This is a genomic window from Halomonas sp. FeN2, from assembly GCF_020595105.1.
In the GTDB taxonomy this organism is placed as follows: Bacteria; Pseudomonadota; Gammaproteobacteria; order Pseudomonadales; family Halomonadaceae; genus Vreelandella; species Vreelandella neptunia.
The window spans coordinates 1728943-1747295 of the sequence record NZ_CP074200.1; the positions used below are offsets into that span (position 1 = coordinate 1728943).

Annotated in this window: 17 protein-coding genes; 7 read left to right on the forward strand and 10 right to left on the reverse strand. The window is 53.7% G+C overall.

What is annotated here, in order from left to right; translation table 11 throughout:
* Positions 1 to 2: 2 nt before the first annotated feature.
* Positions 3 to 452, reverse strand: coding sequence for a GNAT family N-acetyltransferase (locus KF947_RS08010; RefSeq protein WP_133731388.1), 450 nt, complete (start codon positions 450 to 452; stop codon positions 3 to 5).
* A 280-nt stretch (positions 453 to 732) separates the two neighbouring features.
* Here KF947_RS08010 and pcsA point away from each other — a divergent pair, with 280 nt between their 5' ends.
* Together pcsA and KF947_RS08020 are read left to right on the forward strand one after the other, a co-directional pair.
* The gene (gene pcsA, locus KF947_RS08015; RefSeq protein ID WP_413614122.1) at positions 733 to 1458 is read left to right on the forward strand and encodes a phosphatidylcholine synthase; all 726 of its coding nucleotides are present in this window, start codon (positions 733 to 735) and stop codon (positions 1456 to 1458) included.
* A gap of 14 nt (positions 1459 to 1472) precedes the next feature.
* Positions 1473 to 2096 carry a DNA-3-methyladenine glycosylase I gene (locus KF947_RS08020; protein WP_133731390.1) on the forward strand — a complete coding sequence of 208 codons (624 nt, stop codon included), beginning with the start codon at positions 1473 to 1475 and terminating at the stop codon, positions 2094 to 2096.
* Between the two features lie 67 nt (positions 2097 to 2163).
* Here KF947_RS08020 and KF947_RS08025 read toward each other — a convergent pair whose 3' ends face one another.
* Positions 2164 to 2715, reverse strand: coding sequence for a fasciclin domain-containing protein (locus KF947_RS08025; RefSeq protein WP_133731391.1), 552 nt, complete (start codon positions 2713 to 2715; stop codon positions 2164 to 2166).
* A gap of 187 nt (positions 2716 to 2902) precedes the next feature.
* Here KF947_RS08025 and KF947_RS08030 point away from each other — a divergent pair, with 187 nt between their 5' ends.
* A complete protein-coding gene (locus KF947_RS08030; protein ID WP_227405905.1) occupies positions 2903 to 3466 on the forward strand; it encodes an RNA polymerase sigma factor in 564 nt (187 codons plus the stop codon).
* The gene (locus KF947_RS08035) at positions 3445 to 4155 is read left to right on the forward strand and encodes an anti-sigma factor domain-containing protein (RefSeq protein ID WP_133731393.1); all 711 of its coding nucleotides are present in this window, start codon (positions 3445 to 3447) and stop codon (positions 4153 to 4155) included. Before KF947_RS08030 ends, KF947_RS08035 begins: the two co-directional genes overlap by 22 nt.
* On the opposite strand, the gene KF947_RS08040 is transcribed toward KF947_RS08035, so the two are convergent.
* Entirely contained in the window at positions 4150 to 5589 is a 1440-nt protein-coding gene (locus tag KF947_RS08040) for a PLP-dependent aminotransferase family protein (protein ID WP_227405906.1), read from the reverse strand. The genes KF947_RS08035 and KF947_RS08040 overlap by 6 nt on opposite strands.
* 164 nt (positions 5590 to 5753) lie before the next feature.
* Between KF947_RS08040 and KF947_RS08045 the strand changes: the two genes are divergently transcribed.
* Both KF947_RS08045 and KF947_RS08050 read left to right on the forward strand, forming a co-directional pair.
* A complete protein-coding gene (locus KF947_RS08045) occupies positions 5754 to 5966 on the forward strand; it encodes a DUF1127 domain-containing protein (RefSeq protein ID WP_227405907.1) in 213 nt (70 codons plus the stop codon).
* Positions 5953 to 6825, forward strand: coding sequence for a PhzF family phenazine biosynthesis protein (locus tag KF947_RS08050; protein WP_227405908.1), 873 nt, complete (start codon positions 5953 to 5955; stop codon positions 6823 to 6825). Before KF947_RS08045 ends, KF947_RS08050 begins: the two co-directional genes overlap by 14 nt.
* A gap of 72 nt (positions 6826 to 6897) precedes the next feature.
* Here the strand turns inward: KF947_RS08050 and KF947_RS08055 are convergent, their stop codons facing one another.
* The 4 genes from KF947_RS08055 to KF947_RS08070 form a co-directional block, all read right to left on the reverse strand.
* Positions 6898 to 7296, reverse strand: coding sequence for an Hsp20/alpha crystallin family protein (locus tag KF947_RS08055; RefSeq protein ID WP_133731397.1), 399 nt, complete (start codon positions 7294 to 7296; stop codon positions 6898 to 6900).
* A 37-nt stretch (positions 7297 to 7333) separates the two neighbouring features.
* Positions 7334 to 7795, reverse strand: coding sequence for an Hsp20/alpha crystallin family protein (locus tag KF947_RS08060; RefSeq protein ID WP_133731398.1), 462 nt, complete (start codon positions 7793 to 7795; stop codon positions 7334 to 7336).
* Between the two features lie 187 nt (positions 7796 to 7982).
* Positions 7983 to 8258: a PAAR domain-containing protein gene (locus tag KF947_RS08065; RefSeq protein ID WP_133731399.1), complete on the reverse strand. Its 276-nt coding sequence runs from the start codon at positions 8256 to 8258 to the stop codon at positions 7983 to 7985.
* Positions 8259 to 8379: 121 nt separating this feature from the next.
* Entirely contained in the window at positions 8380 to 9432 is a 1053-nt protein-coding gene (locus tag KF947_RS08070; protein ID WP_227405909.1) for a class I fructose-bisphosphate aldolase, read from the reverse strand.
* A gap of 509 nt (positions 9433 to 9941) precedes the next feature.
* Here KF947_RS08070 and KF947_RS08075 point away from each other — a divergent pair.
* Positions 9942 to 10484, forward strand: coding sequence for a hypothetical protein (locus tag KF947_RS08075; RefSeq protein ID WP_227405910.1), 543 nt, complete (start codon positions 9942 to 9944; stop codon positions 10482 to 10484).
* Between the two features lie 114 nt (positions 10485 to 10598).
* On the opposite strand, the gene KF947_RS08080 is transcribed toward KF947_RS08075, so the two are convergent.
* From KF947_RS08080 to KF947_RS08090, 3 genes are all read right to left on the reverse strand, one after another.
* Positions 10599 to 15518: a DNA repair ATPase gene (locus tag KF947_RS08080; protein WP_227405911.1), complete on the reverse strand. Its 4920-nt coding sequence runs from the start codon at positions 15516 to 15518 to the stop codon at positions 10599 to 10601.
* A 161-nt stretch (positions 15519 to 15679) separates the two neighbouring features.
* Positions 15680 to 17617: a hypothetical protein gene (locus tag KF947_RS08085; RefSeq protein WP_227405912.1), complete on the reverse strand. Its 1938-nt coding sequence runs from the start codon at positions 17615 to 17617 to the stop codon at positions 15680 to 15682.
* Positions 17618 to 17640: 23 nt separating this feature from the next.
* Positions 17641 to 18273 (reverse strand): hypothetical protein, encoded by a 633-nt coding sequence (locus KF947_RS08090; RefSeq protein ID WP_133731404.1) that lies wholly within the window; start codon positions 18271 to 18273, stop codon positions 17641 to 17643.
* Between the last annotated feature and the right edge of the window lie 80 nt (positions 18274 to 18353).

Consider the following 18353-nt stretch of genomic DNA (forward strand, 5'->3'; position numbering starts at 1 on the left):
TGTTATTTAATATCGAGTAAATAACCGTAAAACGCCGTATTACGCTGCCATCCCAATGATTCATAAAGGTGTTGGGCGCGTTCGTTCTCTACCTGCGTCATTAATATTAAGCGTGAGACGCCGTGATCATGGGCAAGCTGGGTGGCAGCTTCCATTAATGCTCTCCCGGTGCCTTTATCACGGCACTCCGGCAGCACAAACAGATCATTTAGCGTCCAGCGGGCATTTAAGCCCACCGTGGAAACCCCAGGATAAAGTTGCACAAAACCGGTGAGCCCACCTTCAGCATCCTCACTCACCAGGATGCGTGAATCCGCCCGACCAAAGCGCTGGCGCAGAAAAGCACGCGCCGCATCGACATCACTCGGCTGCTGATAAAACTGGCGATAGCCATCCAACAGCCTTGTTAAAGCGTCAAGATCGTTAAGAGTAGCTGAGCGAATCGTGTTCATGGTGGGGCCTCCTGACATGCTTACCATTGAATTAACCGTCTAGGTCTAAACATTGAGTAAACAATGTTTAGACAATGGAATACAGTATAAACAACGCAATCAGAGACGTTACCATGCTCGATTTTATCGCCCCTCACGGATACCCCCGCTGCCAATGGTGTGGCAGTGTGGCAGCAATTTAAGCGGCCGATATAAAAAAACAGTGATAGGGTATGGTTTTTTAACACGCCTACCAATAAATCGCACAGTAAGGGGACACCACGTTCCCAATGGGGTTAATGTGGCTCAACCGCTCTCTTCGCATACAGAATCCCGCGCCTCGATATGGAAGGCATGGAGCGTGCATATATTTACCGCTAGCGGTGTGCTGCTGGGTACGATGGCACTGCTCGCACTGGTCGACGATAACCCGGTCGCCTGTCTCCTGTGGCTAGGCGCTGCGATGATGATTGATGGTATCGATGGCACCCTGGCACGCAAGTATGACGTAAAGGTCATACTGCCCCATTTCGATGGCTCAACCCTCGATATGGTCATCGATTACCTGACCTGGGCTTTTATTCCCGCCCTGTTTATCTATTACTTTATTGCATTACCACCCTATTTAGGGCTGCTATCCGTATTTATCATTCTGTTGTCATCGATGTTCTGTTTCTGCAATGTCGATATGAAAAGCCAGGATAACTACTTCGTTGGCTTTCCTGCCGCCTGGAACATCGCCGCCGCCTATTTCTATGTTCTCGACCTTCCGCCGTTCATCACGTTTGCCACTATCGTACTGCTGGCTGTCCTCACCGTGACACGAATGAAGTTTCTGCACCCCTTTCGTGTGCGCCAGTTTATGCCGCTCAATATCGCCGTGACGCTGGTGTGGTGTGTATGCGCTACGTCACTGGTGCTCTCCAGCCCCGTTCATGCCAGCTGGGCACTATGGGGATGGGGAGTAACATCGGCTTATTTCATCGGTATGTGCCTGTGGCGCACCGCCCAAGAGTGGTTCGATTAACGGATGGGGATCTGATGACCAACGACTTTATCGCCCCCGACGGGCACCCCCGCTGTCAGTGGTGTGGCGGCGCGCCAGAGTTTCTGCCCTATCACGACAACGAGTGGGGCTTTCCCGTAGACGACGATCAGCGGCTGTTCGAGAAGCTGTGTCTAGAGAGCTTTCAGTCGGGCTTAAGCTGGCGCACAATTCTCAATAAACGCGAAAATTTTCGCGCTGCTTTTCACCACTTCGATTTCCACCAAGTCGCCCGCTTTGGCGAAGACGATGTGCAGCGTTTACTTCAAGATGCGGGAATTATTCGCCATCGTGGAAAAATCGAAGCAGCCATTAATAACGCCCAACGTGCAAAGGAAATGGTCGAGCAGGAAGGCTCGCTGGCTGCTTTCTTCTGGCGCTATGAGCCTGTCGCGTTAGCGGTGCCACAAACACAGACCACCTCGCCTGAATCTATCGCCCTTGCCAAGGAGTTGAAAAAGCGAGGCTGGAAATTTTTCGGCCCCACTACCGCCTTTGCCTTTATGCAGGCCATGGGGTTGCTTAATGATCATGCGGAAGAATGTGTCATTCGCGAACCAGTAACTCGCGCCCGAGAACGTTTTATACGGCCATCTGATCGACAAAAGCCCACCGCCTAGTAAGCCAGGCGGTGGGTAAACGTAATCTAAAACGAATAACTGTCATTATCCGTTGTGTGCTTAAGCTTTAGGGCATCAATACGCTATCGATTACGTGGATAACGCCATTCGACTGCGCGACATCCACGACAGTAATGTTGGCACTATTGCCCTGGGCATCCATGACCATCAGGTTATTACCATTGCGCGCTACGGTAAGGTACTCGCCTTGTACGGTTTTGAAGGCCACGGTGCCATCGTTTTCCATGATTTCTTCCCACAATGCGTCCCGGTTCATGTTGCCAGGCACAACGTGATAAGTCAGAACGGTCTGTAACTGCGCTTTATTCTCAGGTTTCAGCAAGGTATCAACCGTACCTTCTGGCAATGCCGCAAAAGCTTCATCGGTCGGAGCAAATACAGTAAAGGGGCCTTCCCCTTGCAGCACATCAACCAGTTCAGCCGCTTGAACGGCGGCCACTAGCGTTTTATGGTCACCCGAATTAACCGCATTTTCGATGATATTGCGCTCAGGAAGCATGCTAGCGCCGCCTACCGTAGTAGGTCCATGATCGGCAACGGCAGCACCGGTATAGAGGGCAGCAGCAAACAGGCTAGTAGTAAGAAGTTTGAGTTTCATTGGGGCATCTCCTGGTTGTAATTAAAAGAGCTCAACCATGCAAGCTCACTAACACTTACGCGCCTGATGCCAAAGCGGATGCAAGTTATCTCAAAAATATTTTATTCGCTGCTTACCCCTCGCCTATTGCCTTCAACGGCGGGCTCACCAAGACTGACGTTTCGGTTTACTGTGCTGAGATGCCTGAATGCTAGATGCCACACAACGCCACCAATATCTTATTGAACAACTCAACGGCTGCGCCCAGGGCGACCGCAACGCATTCGAGCGCCTTTATCGTGCCTCCAGTGCGCATCTATATGCTCAGTTGCTGCGTATAGTAAGAGATGAAGGTGCCGCACAGGATTGTCTCCAACATGTTTTTATCAGAATCTGGCATGCTGCCGACCAATACGACGCCACACGAGCCAAGCCGATGACCTGGCTGTCCACACTCGCTCGCAATATTGGCATCGACTGGCTGCGCCGCCAGAAACCCCAAGACGCCACCACCGATGAACCCTTGTTAGCGACGCTACAAGGCACCGACGACCCTGAAGATGACAGCATCAGTCATCAGCAAAGCGCCAAACTGAATGACTGCCTCGACACACTCAGTGGTAATCAGCGCCAGTTAATGGAAATGGCCTACTTTCAGGGTATGACTCACAGCGAGCTTGCCAGCTCTCTGTCCCAACCGCTGGGCAGCGTCAAAAGCTGGATCCGCCGTGGACTCGAGAGGTTAAAAACATGCCTAACCAATGGGATTTAAGCGACCCTGATGATCGCCACCTTGCGGCTGGTGAGTACGTACTGAGCGTATTGGATCGCGACCAAAAAGCGCGATTTGAAGCGCTGTTGGCTGTCAGCCATGACCTACGTAATGACGTGGAAGCTTGGCGAGAGCATCTCCACTTGTTCAACGAACGCCTGGATCCTAAGACACCGCCAAAAGAGGTCTGGCAGCGCATTACAGCGGCGACCGGGGCGTTACCTTTACGCTGGTGGCAACGCCTGGGTGCATGGCAGGCCATGGCGGCCAGTTTTGGGGTAATGGCGGTCGCGCTGGGCCTTCTTTGGCAACAAGCTGAACTGACTACGCCGCCAGAGGGAGAAGCGGTGTTCGTGGTTCAGGACGAATCGCGCACGCCAGGCTGGATCATTAGCGCCACCGAGGGGGGAGAGCTGATCGTGCAAGCGGTTCAACCAACCCAGGTCAATAGCGAGCAGACCGGCGAGCTGTGGTTGATTGCCGATGGCACGCCCATTTCTCTAGGCCTGCTGCCGGAGCAAGGCAGCCTACGTCTCCAACCCAGTGCGGAGCTACGCGCCCAATTATTCAATGCCGATTTAGCCGTAAGTGTTGAGCCTCAAGGGGGCGCTCCCGGTGGACAACCAACCGGGCCGATTATCGACCATGGCCGTTTGACGCCAATGGCGGGTAGTAATTTCAATTTATAAGACAACCTCATGCGCCTGCGCTTCTTCCACCATCTCCGTGGCTAGCGCCCCCACCGTTCGCACGGCCGCTTCGATGCTAGGCGTTAGCGTAAACGCATAGTTAAGGCGCAGGCACTGGCGAAACTTGCCCGAGGCTGAAAACAGCGATCCCGGTGCTACGTGGATAGCACGCTCCGCCAAGCGTTCATTCAAACGCACGCAATCCACGGCGGCGGGTAGCTCTACCCATAGCAAAAAGCCCCCTTGTGGGTAGCTAATACCCGCTCCCTTGTGGAAGTAGCGCTGAACCCAACTGATCATGATATCGCGCTGGCGCTGATATTGGCGGGTAGCGTAACGGACGTGGCGCTCGTAGTGTCCTTTGGCGACGAACTCCGCCACTGCCAGCTGCGGCAACGTCGCCGAAGCGCCGGTGGAGACATACTTCATATGTAACGCCTGATCACGATAGCGCCCTGGCGCCAACCAACCCACTCTTAACCCCGGCCCCAAGGTTTTGGAAAAGCCGCTGCACAGCATCACGCGCCCGTCGTCATCGAAAGATTTCACAGTGCGCGGCCTTGGAAGAGTAAATGACAGGTCGCCGTAAATATCGTCTTCGATAATGGCTACATCGAAGCGTTGAGCAAGCTGAAACAGCGCCCGCTTGCGTGCTTCAGGCATGGTGTAACCCAGCGGGTTGTTGTAAGTAGGCGTGACCTGTATCGCGCGGATCGGCCACTGCTCCAACGCCAACTCGAGGGCTTCCAGACTGATACCCGTTTGCGGGTCGGTAGGGATTTCCAGGGCTTTTAAGCCGTTGGCCTTGAGTATCTGCATGGTGCCGTAGAAGCTGGGCGAATCGACAGCCACCACATCACCCGGCTGGGTTAGCGTACGCAGCGCAATCGAGAGTGCCTCCTGACAGCCGGTGGTCACCATAATGTCGTCTGGGTGTAGCAAGCAGCCGGAAGCAATAGCCAATCGCGCCACCTGCTGGCGCAGCTCGGGACTGCCGCTCAACCTATCGTAATTGAATCCGTGCAGGTCATTACTGCGATGAAGGCCAGCGAGGATTTTCGACAGCGGCCGCAGCGTTTCATACTCAAAATTCGGTATGCCGCGCCCCAGCAGCAGCCGCACGTCATCACGTTGGGTGGCGACGAGCTCCAGCACTTGATCCCACTGGGAAATATCCAGCGGGCGCTGCGCGGGTCGTGAGACCGACGGCAGCACCGATGGTACGCGGCTAGGCAGTACGAAGTAGCCCGATTTTGGTCGAGACTCGATCAACCCCACGTCCATCAGTTGGCGGCAAGCCTCCTGGGCCGTCGAGATGCTAACGTCCAGCTCCTGGCACACTGCACGGATAGAAGGCAGGCGATCACCCACACGGTAAATACCGTGTTCGATACGCTCGCGCAAAATGCTGGCGACTTCTTCATAGCGCGTCATGACACTCCCCCTAATGCAGCCTGATAACAATACAGATGACCTCGACATCGGCCATACAGAGGCATAACACACCCTTCTGTATCTTAAAAACATTAAACTCTATATCTGTATTCAAATGATAGCACTGAGTAATCTGGTTGGGCATATAACACGGAGGATTAGCCATGCCACGCTTCAGCCTCACCCAGCTTCGTTATCAGCTAAGATCTCAACTACGTCAGTACCGCCACTACCGTCGCAGCCGACGCCAACTGCTATCACTTGATGACAGACTACTTGAGGATATCGGCATTGACCGCACACAGGCGCTCAAAGAGGGACATAAAGCGTTTTGGAAGCATACATCACTCGATGAGGGGCCTTATGAAAACCGCTGAGTATTACCTACTCGACGTCTTTACCGACCAGCCGTTTACCGGCAACCCATTGGCCGTCTTTCTAGAGGCTGATGGGTTGGCAGCCAGTACCATGCAGGCGCTGGCTAATGAGCTAAACCTGGCCGAAACGGTGTTTTTAAGTTCAGCCGCTGAACCGAATCACTACCCGATGCGGATCTTTACGCCTACTCGTGAGCTACCTTTTGCAGGCCACCCTACGGTAGGCACCGCGCACCTGCTAAGAGAGCTGAATTTAGTGAACCGCGAGCAAGGCGTTGTCCTCCAACCTCCCATCGGCGAGCTAGTGGTTAATTATGAACAAGATAGCGCAACGTTTAAGACAGCCCAGCCAGCCATGATCACCGACAGCACTATTGATCGCACCACTGCCGTTGAGCTGCTGGGATTGGACATCCATCAGGTTATTGGTGATCCGGTGATTGCTTCCTTTGGGCTACCCTTTCATTTGATCGAACTCACTGATATGGCAGCGCTAGAGAGCGTACGTATTGCTACGACGGCTTGGGCAAGTGCTGTTATGGCTAGCAGTGCCGTCCAGATTTACCTGTATGTTATTGAACAACAAGGCGGGGCAGAAACGATTGTTCACAGCCGCATGTTTTGTATGCATGCCAGCATTTGCGAAGACCCCGCTACCGGTAGCGCCGCAGCTGCTTTAACCGGCTATTTGGCCTCACTTCAACCCGATGCTTTGCATTGCAAGATTCATCAGGGTGTTGAGATGGGGCGGCCTAGTGTTATCTACACAGCAGCAAATGGCGGTATCAAACCCGGTTTTGTGCAGGTTGGCGGTAACACAGTGGTAGTGGGTAAGGGAGAGTTTTACCTAGAACAGTAACCAAAAGCTGAAACAAAAAAAGAGTGCCCACGTTATCGCGGACACTCAGCATCTATTCTCAGTTGGCTAACGTTATGCTGCCTGTACCTCAATACGGCGTATACGGTGGCTATCTTTCTTGGGCAGCGTTAGCGTCAGTACGCCGTTGACGAGAGTGGCGCTAATGGCATCACTGTCCACTTCGTGACTGAGGTTAAAACGCCGCGCAAAACGCTGGCCGCGAACCTCGGCGTGCAGCGCGCTCAGCCCTTCGGGCATATTTAGCGCTATCTCACCCTCCAAGCTCAGCACGTTGTTGTCGAGCTCTATTTTCAGCGTCTCATTAGTCACGCCGGGCATATCCGCCACCAGTTTGAGCGCGTTAGACTCCTCAATAATATCCACCGCTGGCAGCAGGGTTTCTTCACGGCGTTGCTCTTCGCCACCTTGTTGCAGCGGGGAGTGGTTGGATGAACGAACAACGTTATTCATGATTTATCCCTCCTTCTTCAAGGTTAACAAACATGATTTACGCCGCCTGAACATCAATACGCCGCGGCTTGAGTTCTTCGCGTTTAGGCAACACGATCTCGAACACACCATGGGCATGGCGTGCCTCTGCCCGTTCGGCATCGAGACCGTCGGGGAGCGCAATCGCTCTAACAAACTCACCGCTGGCGCGCTCACGACGAAATACCGGGCGGGAGCTGCCATCTTCATTACTGCCCGTCACAGCATCGCGTTTGCCACGCAGTGTCAGCACATTATCCTGAACATCGATGGTCAAATCCGAGGGTGCCAGACCCGCCGCAAACACATAGACCCTCACGGCATCGTCGCTCCGGGCGACATTGATCATCGGGAAACTACCACGCGGCACCGCGCGAATATCCATCGCATTGGTGTCAGGCAAGAAGCCATCCAGCAACTGGCTAAACCAGTCAAACTGGCGAGGCAAACCGGTTTCAAAACGCTTGAGATCATCGAACATATCGAACACCTCCTACGTTAAGCAGACTATGAAAGTTGTCATAAGAGGCAGCCTCTTACGCAACCCACAGAAGCAGCCTCTACGCTGTAAAAAATAGGAGCGGTCAGTCGATTTTCAAGGGTCTGGATGGCAATTTTCAGGCTTTTTTAACGGCCGCCAGCGCTCTGATCAGAGGGGGCAGCAATCACTACTTACCGATGATGACCGTCCCCGACCCGGTGATGACTACATTACCGTGGGCACCCACACTGCTCAGGACAGCAGCAGGCTTACTATTGACGAATACGGTGGACGAAACCTCGTGGGTAATAGGACTGCCACATGCAGATTTATCGTCTAGTCTTGCGGCAGACAACCCATCGTAAAAAACATCAGGCGAGCCACTTACCAACGGGTTTGTTCCGTGCCCTGGTATAGGGCACGCGGTAAGGTCGGTAATACGTGCTGCAGGCTTTCCACTCATGATATAGCTCCTTAAGCGTATGCCGTTTTAAACATCTCAATGCGACGATTATTTAATATTAATTAATATTCATCAAGTTTACTGGTGCTCGTTTAAGGTCTACGGTCAGCCAATAGCCAGCTTAAGCGACCGTTACATCGGTAGAGAGATAGACATCCTGAATCGCATGCAGCAGCTCAACGCCTTCCTGCATCGGTTTTTGGAACGCCTTACGCCCTGAGATCAAGCCCATACCACCGGCACGTTTATTGATCACCGCCGTGCGCACCGCTTCTCCAAGATCCGAGTGACCTTTGGAGCCGCCACCGGAGTTGATCAAACCGGCGCGGCCCATAAAGCAGTTGGCGACCTGGTAGCGGGCCAGGTCGATGGGATGGTCAGTGGTCAGCTCGCTGTAGACATTATTGTGGGTATGACCAAAGCCTACCGCACGGTAGCCACCATTGTTCTCGGGCAGCTTCTGTTTGACGATATCAGCTTTAATTGTCGCTGCCATGTGATTAGCTTGACTGGTGAGGTCGGCGGAGACGTGATAGTCGGTACCGTCCTGCTTGAAGGCTGGATTGCGCAGATAAGCCCACAGCACCGTTACCATGCCCAGCTGGTGAGCGCGCTCGAAGGCTTCGCTAATTTCCATGATTTGCCGACGGCTCTCATGGGAGCCAAAGTAAATCGTCGCCCCCACCGCCACGCACCCCATATCGTGGGCCTGGTCTACATCGGCAAATAGCGTCTGATCGTATATCGCCGGATGGCTCAATGTTTCGTTGTGGTTAAGCTTGAGCATCATCGGTATCTTGTGGGCATAACGCCGCGCCACCGATGATAAAACACCCAGCGTCGACGCCACGCCGTTACAACCACCTTCGAGTGCCAGTTCAACGATATTGGCCGGGTCAAAGTAGCGCGGGTTAGGCGCGAAAGAAGCGCCCGCTGAGTGCTCAATGCCCTGATCTACTGGCAGCAAGCTGAGGTAACCGGTGCCCGCCAAACGGCCGTGATTAAAAAAGCTCTGCATATTGCGCAGCACCGCTGGGCTGCGGTCGCTATCCGCCATAACACGGTCAATAAAATCTGGGCCCGGCAGGTGCAAGCTATTCCGGGGTACGCCCTGGCAGGTGTGATTAAGCAAACTATCGGCGTCACTGCCAAGCAACGCGGCTATATCAGTCATGATGAGCTCCTTTATATTTATATGTAACAAAAAGTAAGTGTATGCCAAAAACTGCTTAAATGAAGCGTATCGATTTAATAAAGCCTAGGCTTTGTCTGAAAAGTCGGCGAGCGAAGGCCAGACAAGGCAAAATCGTCGAAAAGACGGAGTTTACATGGTGTAAATGAGTACTTTGAGCCGATTTTTAACGCCGTATGGTCGAGCGCAGCCAGTTATCAGACAGAGCCTAGCGCTTCAATAGACCATAGGGGAAGCACCACCGCAATCAGGTAGCACTAGGTTTCTCAACAGTTGGCAAGTCTACGACTAAAGGATGAACACACAGTAAATAATGAGTTTTATTCTCAAAGATGGATCTTTTTTCTTCGTGTCATACTGGGCATCACTTTATTCTAAGTACCTATTTTTCGGCGCAACAACTTGATCTTAATTAATCTTTGTGACAACTTTCATATATGAGAAAGATATCATGAACTTAGTAGTAGGAACGCGCCGATGAAATGTACCGCATGCCAGAGCAGGGAAACTTAGTTCCCAGCTTTATTGATGCCCTTTTCCGTAGCCATACTTGCGACAACTGCGGCGGCAACTGGATCTTGATTGAAGATTACATTAGCTGGAAAGAACGTCACCCCGAACATGTATTTGATGATATTGGTGTCGAGAGCGTTGAGGCGGAAGATACGGTAGGCGCGCTTATTTGCCCGGTGACCGGCGGCATTATGAGCAAGTTCCGAATCACCAAAGATAATTCCCACCGGATTGACTATAGCGCTCGTGTAGGCGGCGTTTGGCTGAATAAAGGCGAGTGGGAAATGCTGGTCGCCGAAGGACTTGCAGGTAACCTTAACAGCATACTGACAGACGCCTGGCAAAAGCGGATACGTCAGGAAAAAACCAGTGACACCTTTGAGCAGCTCTATCGCAGCAAGTTTGGTGATGTTGACTACCAAAAAGCCTGCGACGTGCGCGAGTGGCTGCATAGCCACGCTCAAAAAGCCGACTTACGCGCTTTTTTAATGGCAGAAAATCCTTACTCGGCTATTGAGTGAGTGCTTTTAGATAAATGATTAATCAGCCGCTGATAATCAGCGGCTGACTTTTAACGATTAAGTATCTCCAATCAATGACTCATGATTAGTGTTCGGGTAGTTCCTCCAGCAACATTATCCATCCTCCGTTCTTACCTTCCCCCACTGCCCAACCCCTTCGGCAATTAAGCTCAGTTGGCGCACCACAAGGGCACCGGTCTCTTCATTGCCACCGGTGAGTTGCCGACGTTGGAACTCTCGTTTGATATCTTCCCAGCGCTGCTTATCCTCTTCGCTTAGGGTGCCTCTAAGCTCTTTCAGCTTGAGTAGATTCTCTTCAGCGCCGTGGGTTAACAGCTGCGCTTCGCCGACGTAGTGGTCATCAATGATCGCTTCAAGCTCGTCGTCGCTGAGGATTGGTGACATCTTCTCCGCCAAGCGATTCATATTGCGATAGCTGCCCTGGAGGCGGAATGATGGCTCGGTACGGTACTCATCGGCCTGGGCGCTGGAGGCGATATACTGCTGATTGACGCGCAGCACCACTTCTCGTGCTTTAAACATATTCTTCAACACCGCCACGATCTCTTCGCGCTCTGCGGCGCTATAGTCGTGTTCAAAGTCGGTGCTCGGCACCTCACGGCCCATGGCGATATCAACAAAGCGGTAAAAATCGTCCATGCCCCGCGTGGCCAAAGAGGCAAGCACCGTATTGGCACTCATGGCGTTCTCGATGTAGGAGAGCGCAAACACCTCCTCCATGCCGCTTAATACATCGCCCAGGTTATAAACATCGGCGCGGTTGGCCAGCATGTCGGGCACTTTGAACACGTCGCCGCTTTCGGTGTAGGGGTTACCCGCCATGGCGATGCAGAAGCGCTTACCGCGCATATCGTAGGTCTTGGTGCGCCCGTTCCAGATACCGTCTACCCGCCGGCTGCCGTCACATAGCGAGATAAACTTCTGCAAAAACTCCGGGTGAGTATGCTGAATATCATCCAGATAGAGCATGACGTTGTTGCACATTTCAAACGCCAAGTTGAGCTTGATCAGCTCGGCCCTGGCGGTGGAGTGGGTAGCCGCGTCAGGATCCAGCGAGGTCACATCATGTCCAAGGCTGGGGCAATTAATCTTCATAAAGATCAGCCCCAGGCGGTTCGCCACATACTCCATCAGGGTGGTTTTACCGTAGCCGGGGGGCGAGATCATCATCAGCAAACCACTATTATCCGTTCGCCGCGTATCTCCCACCGTGCCCATCTGCTTAGCCAGGTTATCGCCAATAATGGGTAGGTAGCTTTCGGTAATCAGCTTGTTGCGCACGAAGGAGTTTAGCGGTTTAGGTAGGTACTCTTCGAGCCGCAACCGTTCCCGCTGCTCGCGTAAAATCAGCTGACGACGCTCCTGCAGTGCCGTCCAGTCGCGTATCACGACCTGCTCGTGGTGGCGCAGCCGCTCCTGAAAGTCATCGAGCTGAAGCGACAACTCCTGCTGTTCTAAGCGCCCGTGCTGCCCCAGCAACCCGGTGACGGTGAAGGCTAGCTCGACATTATGGGTCGCGGTACTTAACCGGTCAGCCGTATTGAGCATAGCAATCGCTTCAGGCAGGTAGTGTAGCAACGCCTCTTGCTTGGCTTGCCCCGCGTGAGCCTGCAGCCAGTGGGAAGTGATCACCCAGCGGGCGCCGGGGTTACCCGCCACCACCGCCAAGGCCTCTTGGAAGTGTGCGTAATGCCCCTGCTGCTGCATGGAGGTGGTAAAGCTCTCCACTAAGCTGGCAGCGTACTGGGTGACCGGAAAACGCTCGCCCTCTTCAGCCAACTGGCGCACCAAAAAGTCAGTGGCACTGCTTATCTGACTCACCGAGCACTTGATCTGTTGGGCCGATACAAAAGCATCAAGCTGCGGCTGTACTTCCTGGATCAAGGCGTTTAGCAGATCGTCGTTATTCATAATGCGGCATAGAATGCCTGCCGATAGACAGCGGGCGCGCAGGTTGCGGGTCGCGTCTTCATCATGAATACGGTCGGCCCAGAACAGCATCGCCAGCGCCCGGGGCAGCGGCCCAAAGCCTAGCAGACCAGCACTTTGGCGAGCCGGCCACAGGGTGCGTACGATTAACGCGGCGTCGTGGTCGTGAATGCCTTTTTCGTAGCTTTCGCGATAGCGTGGTGAGGCAAAATTGGCAATCTGACGCTGCAGCTCGCTGAAATCTTCCACATTAATGGGCTTGGCACCAGGCTGCGCCAGTTCACCCATAAAGCGATAGGCAAGGTACTCGGCGCGATAAACAGCGGGGCTTTCGGAAGGCAGCAGCATCCCCCAGTAGTCTTTCAGCTCGGTCAACCGCTCGTCTTCCAGTGGCTCGTAATACTGGGTGCCCGTCAGGTGCAGCATGATGCGCTCTTGGCGCGGCACCAGGGTTAAGTCGAGATGCTGTTGGTTGACGCTGAAGCGGTGACGCGGCCCCAAGCGAATAACATCGCCACCGGATTCATAGATATCGGAACGGTCGCGCACGCTACGCATGGCGGCGTCTTGAGAGGAGCGTAGCCGCCCGGCGATATCGTCCGCCTCAAGGTTACCGCCCATCTCGCGTAGCTCATCGATCATGCTACGCACTTTGCCCACCATGGCATCCGCTGCGAAGAAGCTATGCAGCTCTTCCAGGGTTTCAAAGCGCTCAGTGCGGCGCTCCACATTGGCCAGAATCCGCTGGCTGGCGTCCGTTAGGGTAGAGACACGCCGTTGACGCTCATCCTGCAACTGCTGGCGACGTGCTTCGATACTTTCGTGGGCGCTTTCACGCTGTTCAAGAATGGTGGTTAAAAATTCATCAAATTCACCGAACTGACTCTCCAGCTCCTGGAGCTGATCGAGCATACGGGTCATTAGCTGATCGCAGTCGTCGGGCTCGCGCAGCGCGCCGACTCCGTTGGCCAGGCTCTGCTCAAACAGGCGGATCTGCGCCGCAAACTGCGCCTGAGCCTCTGCGCTCCCCTGCTCTCTTAAACGGATCTCCGCTTCGGAGCGCTGCTGATTAATCGAGGCGTAGATGCTGGAGATATTCTCGGTAATCCGCGTTTGTTCAATAGCATCGCCGCCGGACATCGACGACAGCAGCCCTTGAATCATATCTAGGCCCGCGGTTAATTCGCGATAGCGCTCCACGCACTCCGCCAGTTGCTGGCGATTCTCTGCCTCACCCACCTGCTCTTTCAATGTCGCCAGGGTTTCCCGGTAGCCGTCCAAGGCTTCTGGCTGAGCAAGAAAGCTAAAAGTCTGCTGGGTTAGCGACTGTTCCGCTTTATCCAGCGCTTGCTCTAACGTTTGCAGGCGTTCCTCATCCAGATAGCGGCGCTCGCGCAGCGCCATCAGCCGACCACGATGGTCGCGTAAGTGCTTAAGGTAGGTAACAAATAAATCGGGGGTTTTCCAACTACTGGGTTTGAGCTCCCGCAGCAGCGTCGCCTGCTGTTTTTCAACTTCGTCTAGCGCCTGGGCTGTCTGGGCACGAATTGCCTGGACTTTCTCATACTCATCGAGCATCAGTTCAGCGGTGTGCTTTAGCTGTTCAAGCGCGGCGTGAATGGTTTTAAAGTCAGCTTCACCAATCCAGTGGAACTGGTTCAGCGTGCGGTCGACCCGACGAATAATGGCGTTAAAGTGACGCTCGGACGCCTGCTGCTCGTTAGCGAGCTGCACAATGCTATTGAGCTCGGCAATACCGCGCACCAGATCAGGGTTGCCGATTCGGCCGAGTGGCGTGTCGTTGCGCACCGCATCCTGGGCATGAAAACGCTCCGACATAAAGGGCGTGGCCCATACCTGGATAGGATGCACCAACGTGGGCTCGTCTTCAGCGTAAAAAATCGCTAGGTGACCGTTTTCAAGTATCGCCGCCCCGTGTCCCACCATAGGGGTATCGACCTGCTTGCGGATCAAATTGTAGCGATAAAGCACCACCTGTCCGGTTTGCGGCGCGTAGAAAATGTAGAGAACATCTTCGCCGTTTGGCGAGCGCACCATGCGCTTGAAACGCAGGTCTTCCTCGGGGACTTCGTAGGTGGTCAACTCACCGGTATTTAAGTAGTAGCCTGAAGGAAAAATCAGGCCGTGGTTTTCCGGCAGCTCAACCACCGAGCCCGCCATGGCATCGACACGTTTAACGTGCTGCTCGCCACGATTAAAAAGGTAGTAGCGCCACTGTTTCTCATTGAAGGGCAAAATGCGGATCAGCACCACTGCGCCGAGATCAGCATATTCAAAGCTGGCATCGTCCAGCGACTGGGAGTCAGACTCCACCGGGTCGGCAAATACCCCCTCGCCGCTGCTGGTGTTGTTCTCGATCTTGAAGGTAATGTTGCCGCGCAGGTTATCAACAAAGACCGTATCGAGGATATTCAGGTGGGGAGCGCGGCCTTGCTCCTGCATATCCCGACCTGCTGTCTGCCAGGGGAAGGCGAAGCGGTCGGGGAACACTAGGTCGCGCTCGCCGCGGTTATCGATATAGCGGCTCACCTCGCCGCTCGCGGCTAATTCCCAGCGGAAAACGCGCAGGTCGCTAAGTTTTTCACCTATTTGAAAAGCGATCAGCAGTTTGTTGTTCAGGGTGATCAGTTGAACCAGCGTAGCGTGACTGTAGTATTTCTGGAGTTCTTTGAAATCCTGAACAAAGCGGCTCTCGGTGAGGAAGCTATTCTCGAAAGGCGCTTCACTTAACTCAAGCCCCTCTTCATCGTCTTTAAGGTAATAGAGCGCAAAGATATCGTTCGCTTCCAATGCCTTACGCAACCCCAGCTGAACATTGAAACCAAACAGGATTTGCTCACCAATGCGCACCATATCCCGCGCAATGGCGTTATTTTCGGTACGTACCCGGGCCCTGCCCAACAGCGCCATACTACTGCTACCAAAAACATCAGCACGAGCTTCGTTCAGCTTACCGATCGAAGCACCCAGTTCGCCGCCCTGGGTTCTCAACCGCCGCTGAATCGTCTCGAATGCGGTGCTTTCTCTGACGATGTTTTCAACCGAAGAGTGCTCCTTCGACATAGTAGTCATCCTGAAAAAGTGCTCACTAGAAATAGCAAAGACCGCAAAGGGGTGACGATTGCGGTCTTGGAAAGGTGTCACCGGCCGCTTGGAACGACATAGGCCGAGACTCTCTGCATAGGAGGGAAAGCGACTCTCCGCATGGAGAGTCGCCCTGCCCTTTAGACAGATTCGGAGGCTTTGCCAGCGTCAGCGTTCAGGGCACGATTCGCCAAGCCCGCCAGGGTAGCTTGCAGCGCTGGTGACTTATCGAGCACACCTTGTACTGCCTTACCGTAGCCCAGGCCGGCGGTGAGTTTTTCAAACACATCGCTGTCGCCACCAATCAGCTCAAATTTGGCATTTTGCATCGCGGCAGCCATTACCTTGCCATTTTCGAGCATACCGATGCGCTGGGCTTCGATTTGCGCCATGACTTCTTTCTCGTGGACTTCCAGGTTCATACGGAACTCTTCGAAGTGGCGCGCCTCTTCGGACATATTGTCGTAAGCGCGCAGCTTCTCGACCAAGCCATTGGCTTCGGCTTTGGCCATTGCTTCCCGGGCCTGCGCTTTCGCGGTGCCCAGTTTTTCCTCGCCCATCGCCTCGGCTTCAAGGCGCTGTTCAAGAATACGCACTTCCGCCAGTCCAGCATCTTCATCGGCTTTCGCATTGGCCGTTTTAACCTCGGCCTGGGCAAAGCCTTCGCTGCGCTGGGCGTGAGCACGCGCTTCGAGCACTTGCGCTTCTGCCAGCCCGTCTGCCGCGGCAAGTGCTTGTTGGCCGCGCGCCTGCTTCTCTTCTGCGGCGGATTTCTTCTCTGCCGCATCCAGATCAGCTTGGGCGCGAATAACCGCTTCTTCCGCTTCCAGCTTGGAGCGCTCGAAGACTGCTTCCGCGGCGCGCACTTCTTTGAGCTTGCGCTCTTCCGCTTCGGCTTGAGCTGCGGTCAGGCGTGTGACCTTCTGACGCTCAGCTTCAGCGCGGTTGCGCACATCGTTAATATTCTCTTCTTCTTCAGCCACGCTGCGCTCAACCGCAATACGCTGGCTGGTAATGTCGGCAATCTCTTTGCGCTCTTCTTCCAGCGCTTTCTCCATACCGATTCGTTCAATTTCTACCGCGCGCTCGCGGGTCACATCCTCAAGCTCTTTCGCCTGACGAATGCGCACCTCTTCGATCTGGACGGCACGCTCGCGGGCCTTGGTGGCCATTTCGATCTGGCGCTGCTTGTTCTCTTCGGCAATCGCCAGCTCTTCATCGGTTTTAATCCGCGCGGCTTCGCTTTTCGCACGTTCTTGCTGAAGCACCTGCTCGGCTTCAGACTGCTCACGAGACTGCAGGCTTTCGATTTCACGACGCTGACGCGCCTCGGCATCGGCCTGAGTTCGCTCAAGCTCTAATGCGGCTTCACGAGCCGATACATTTTTGCGCTGAATTTCCAGCTCTTGGTCGCGCTCCAGGCGGTTGGTTTCAACATTGTGCCGGGCGGTAATCTCGGTGATGCATTTGATACCTTCTGAATCCAGAATATTGTTCGGATCCAGCGAGCTTTTTGGCGTCTGCTCTAAATAATCAATGGCAACGTCTTCGAGAATATAGCCATTAAGATCCTGACCAATGGTCTCAACAATGGCGTCGCGGAACTGCTGGCGCTCTTCGAAGAGCTGCATGAAGTCCATCTTTTTACCGACGGTCTTCAATGCTTCGCTGAACTTGGCGTTAAACAACTCATTAACGGCATCACGATCGGACGCACGACCAACACCTACGGATTTAGCAACGCGCAAGACGTCTTCGGCAGTGGCATTGACGCGTAGGTAGAATGCTACGCTAATGTCGGCACGCAAATTATCGCGGCAAATCAGCCCCTCTTTCCCGGTACGATTGAGTTCCAGGGTGATCACCGACACCTTCATGGTTTCGGAACGGTGAACAACGGGCAGCACCATAGCCCCAGTAAAGTAAACCTTGGGCGTTGAGGAAAGGTCATTAACGATTAATGCCTGGCCTTGATCTATTTTTCGATAAAAGGCTTTAAACAGTGCCAGTATCGCAAGCAGTGCAATAACAATCACACTGACAGTCACCAGTAGTGGCATGATCCACGACAAATCCATCTTTATCTCCTGCACCAAGGCAATTAATCGGCTAAGCCGGCTTCAAAATCTTTTTCAGATACCACCCAATACGCATCTTCCGTCAACAGGTACTGAATAATGATGGCGCGCTCACCGCGCACCAGCGCGGAGTCGCTTCGCACTTGCAAAATAAGATGATCGCCATCGATATGCGCATCGGCGCGACCTTCCTCTTTTGTCACCTCTGCCGAGCGAACCGTGCACTGCTTACCTGTCAAACGCTGCTCAATAGGCAGGTGCTGAGCGGGTCGAAAAAGGGGCCGCAAAGGGCGAATCAGAAAGGACGTTACGATAGTGGCGACAACAAACCCTAATACCAGCGCGACGCTATTAAACACCCACAGCAACAGGCCTGGGCTTAGGTGGGTTCCTAACAACAGCATTGCAAAATAGCTAAACAGCCAGCCGGTTAATGCCAGCAGCGTAATCACTAGCGGCAGGGGAACGCCGTGTAAGCCCAGCGTTGCCAGTAAACCGCCCAACGCCAGCGAACCGCCTTCGCCAACATCACCCTCGACTACGTCGCTATCGACCAAACCTGATAGCGAAATTAACCAGTAAAGAACGGCAACACTTAGTAGTACCGTAAAGATGACGGTAGGAAAGCTGGTGATAATCGAAATAAATAGGGGCATGCGCCTGAAAACCCGGTAAGGCTAAATATAAGCGCCATCAATACTGAATGCCGCCATGAGTGATCAACCCTTTTCATTTT

Coding starts and splice junctions, on each gene's coding strand:
- KF947_RS08085 (WP_227405912.1), bottom strand. CDS start 17,617: ATGGATTTGTCGTGGATCATGCCACTACTGGTGACTGTCAGTGTGATT.
- KF947_RS08010 (WP_133731388.1), bottom strand. CDS start 452: ATGAACACGATTCGCTCAGCTACTCTTAACGATCTTGACGCTTTAACA.
- KF947_RS08035 (WP_133731393.1), top strand. CDS start 3,445: ATGCCTAACCAATGGGATTTAAGCGACCCTGATGATCGCCACCTTGCG.
- KF947_RS08075 (WP_227405910.1), top strand. CDS start 9,942: ATGCCAGAGCAGGGAAACTTAGTTCCCAGCTTTATTGATGCCCTTTTC.
- KF947_RS08060 (WP_133731398.1), bottom strand. CDS start 7,795: ATGTTCGATGATCTCAAGCGTTTTGAAACCGGTTTGCCTCGCCAGTTT.
- KF947_RS08020 (WP_133731390.1), top strand. CDS start 1,473: ATGACCAACGACTTTATCGCCCCCGACGGGCACCCCCGCTGTCAGTGG.
- KF947_RS08080 (WP_227405911.1), bottom strand. CDS start 15,518: ATGTCGAAGGAGCACTCTTCGGTTGAAAACATCGTCAGAGAAAGCACC.
- KF947_RS08025 (WP_133731391.1), bottom strand. CDS start 2,715: ATGAAACTCAAACTTCTTACTACTAGCCTGTTTGCTGCTGCCCTCTAT.
- KF947_RS08070 (WP_227405909.1), bottom strand. CDS start 9,432: ATGACTGATATAGCCGCGTTGCTTGGCAGTGACGCCGATAGTTTGCTT.
- KF947_RS08040 (WP_227405906.1), bottom strand. CDS start 5,589: ATGACGCGCTATGAAGAAGTCGCCAGCATTTTGCGCGAGCGTATCGAA.
- KF947_RS08030 (WP_227405905.1), top strand. CDS start 2,903: ATGCTAGATGCCACACAACGCCACCAATATCTTATTGAACAACTCAAC.
- KF947_RS08055 (WP_133731397.1), bottom strand. CDS start 7,296: ATGAATAACGTTGTTCGTTCATCCAACCACTCCCCGCTGCAACAAGGT.
- KF947_RS08045 (WP_227405907.1), top strand. CDS start 5,754: ATGCCACGCTTCAGCCTCACCCAGCTTCGTTATCAGCTAAGATCTCAA.
- KF947_RS08050 (WP_227405908.1), top strand. CDS start 5,953: ATGAAAACCGCTGAGTATTACCTACTCGACGTCTTTACCGACCAGCCG.
- KF947_RS08065 (WP_133731399.1), bottom strand. CDS start 8,258: ATGAGTGGAAAGCCTGCAGCACGTATTACCGACCTTACCGCGTGCCCT.
- KF947_RS08090 (WP_133731404.1), bottom strand. CDS start 18,273: ATGCCCCTATTTATTTCGATTATCACCAGCTTTCCTACCGTCATCTTT.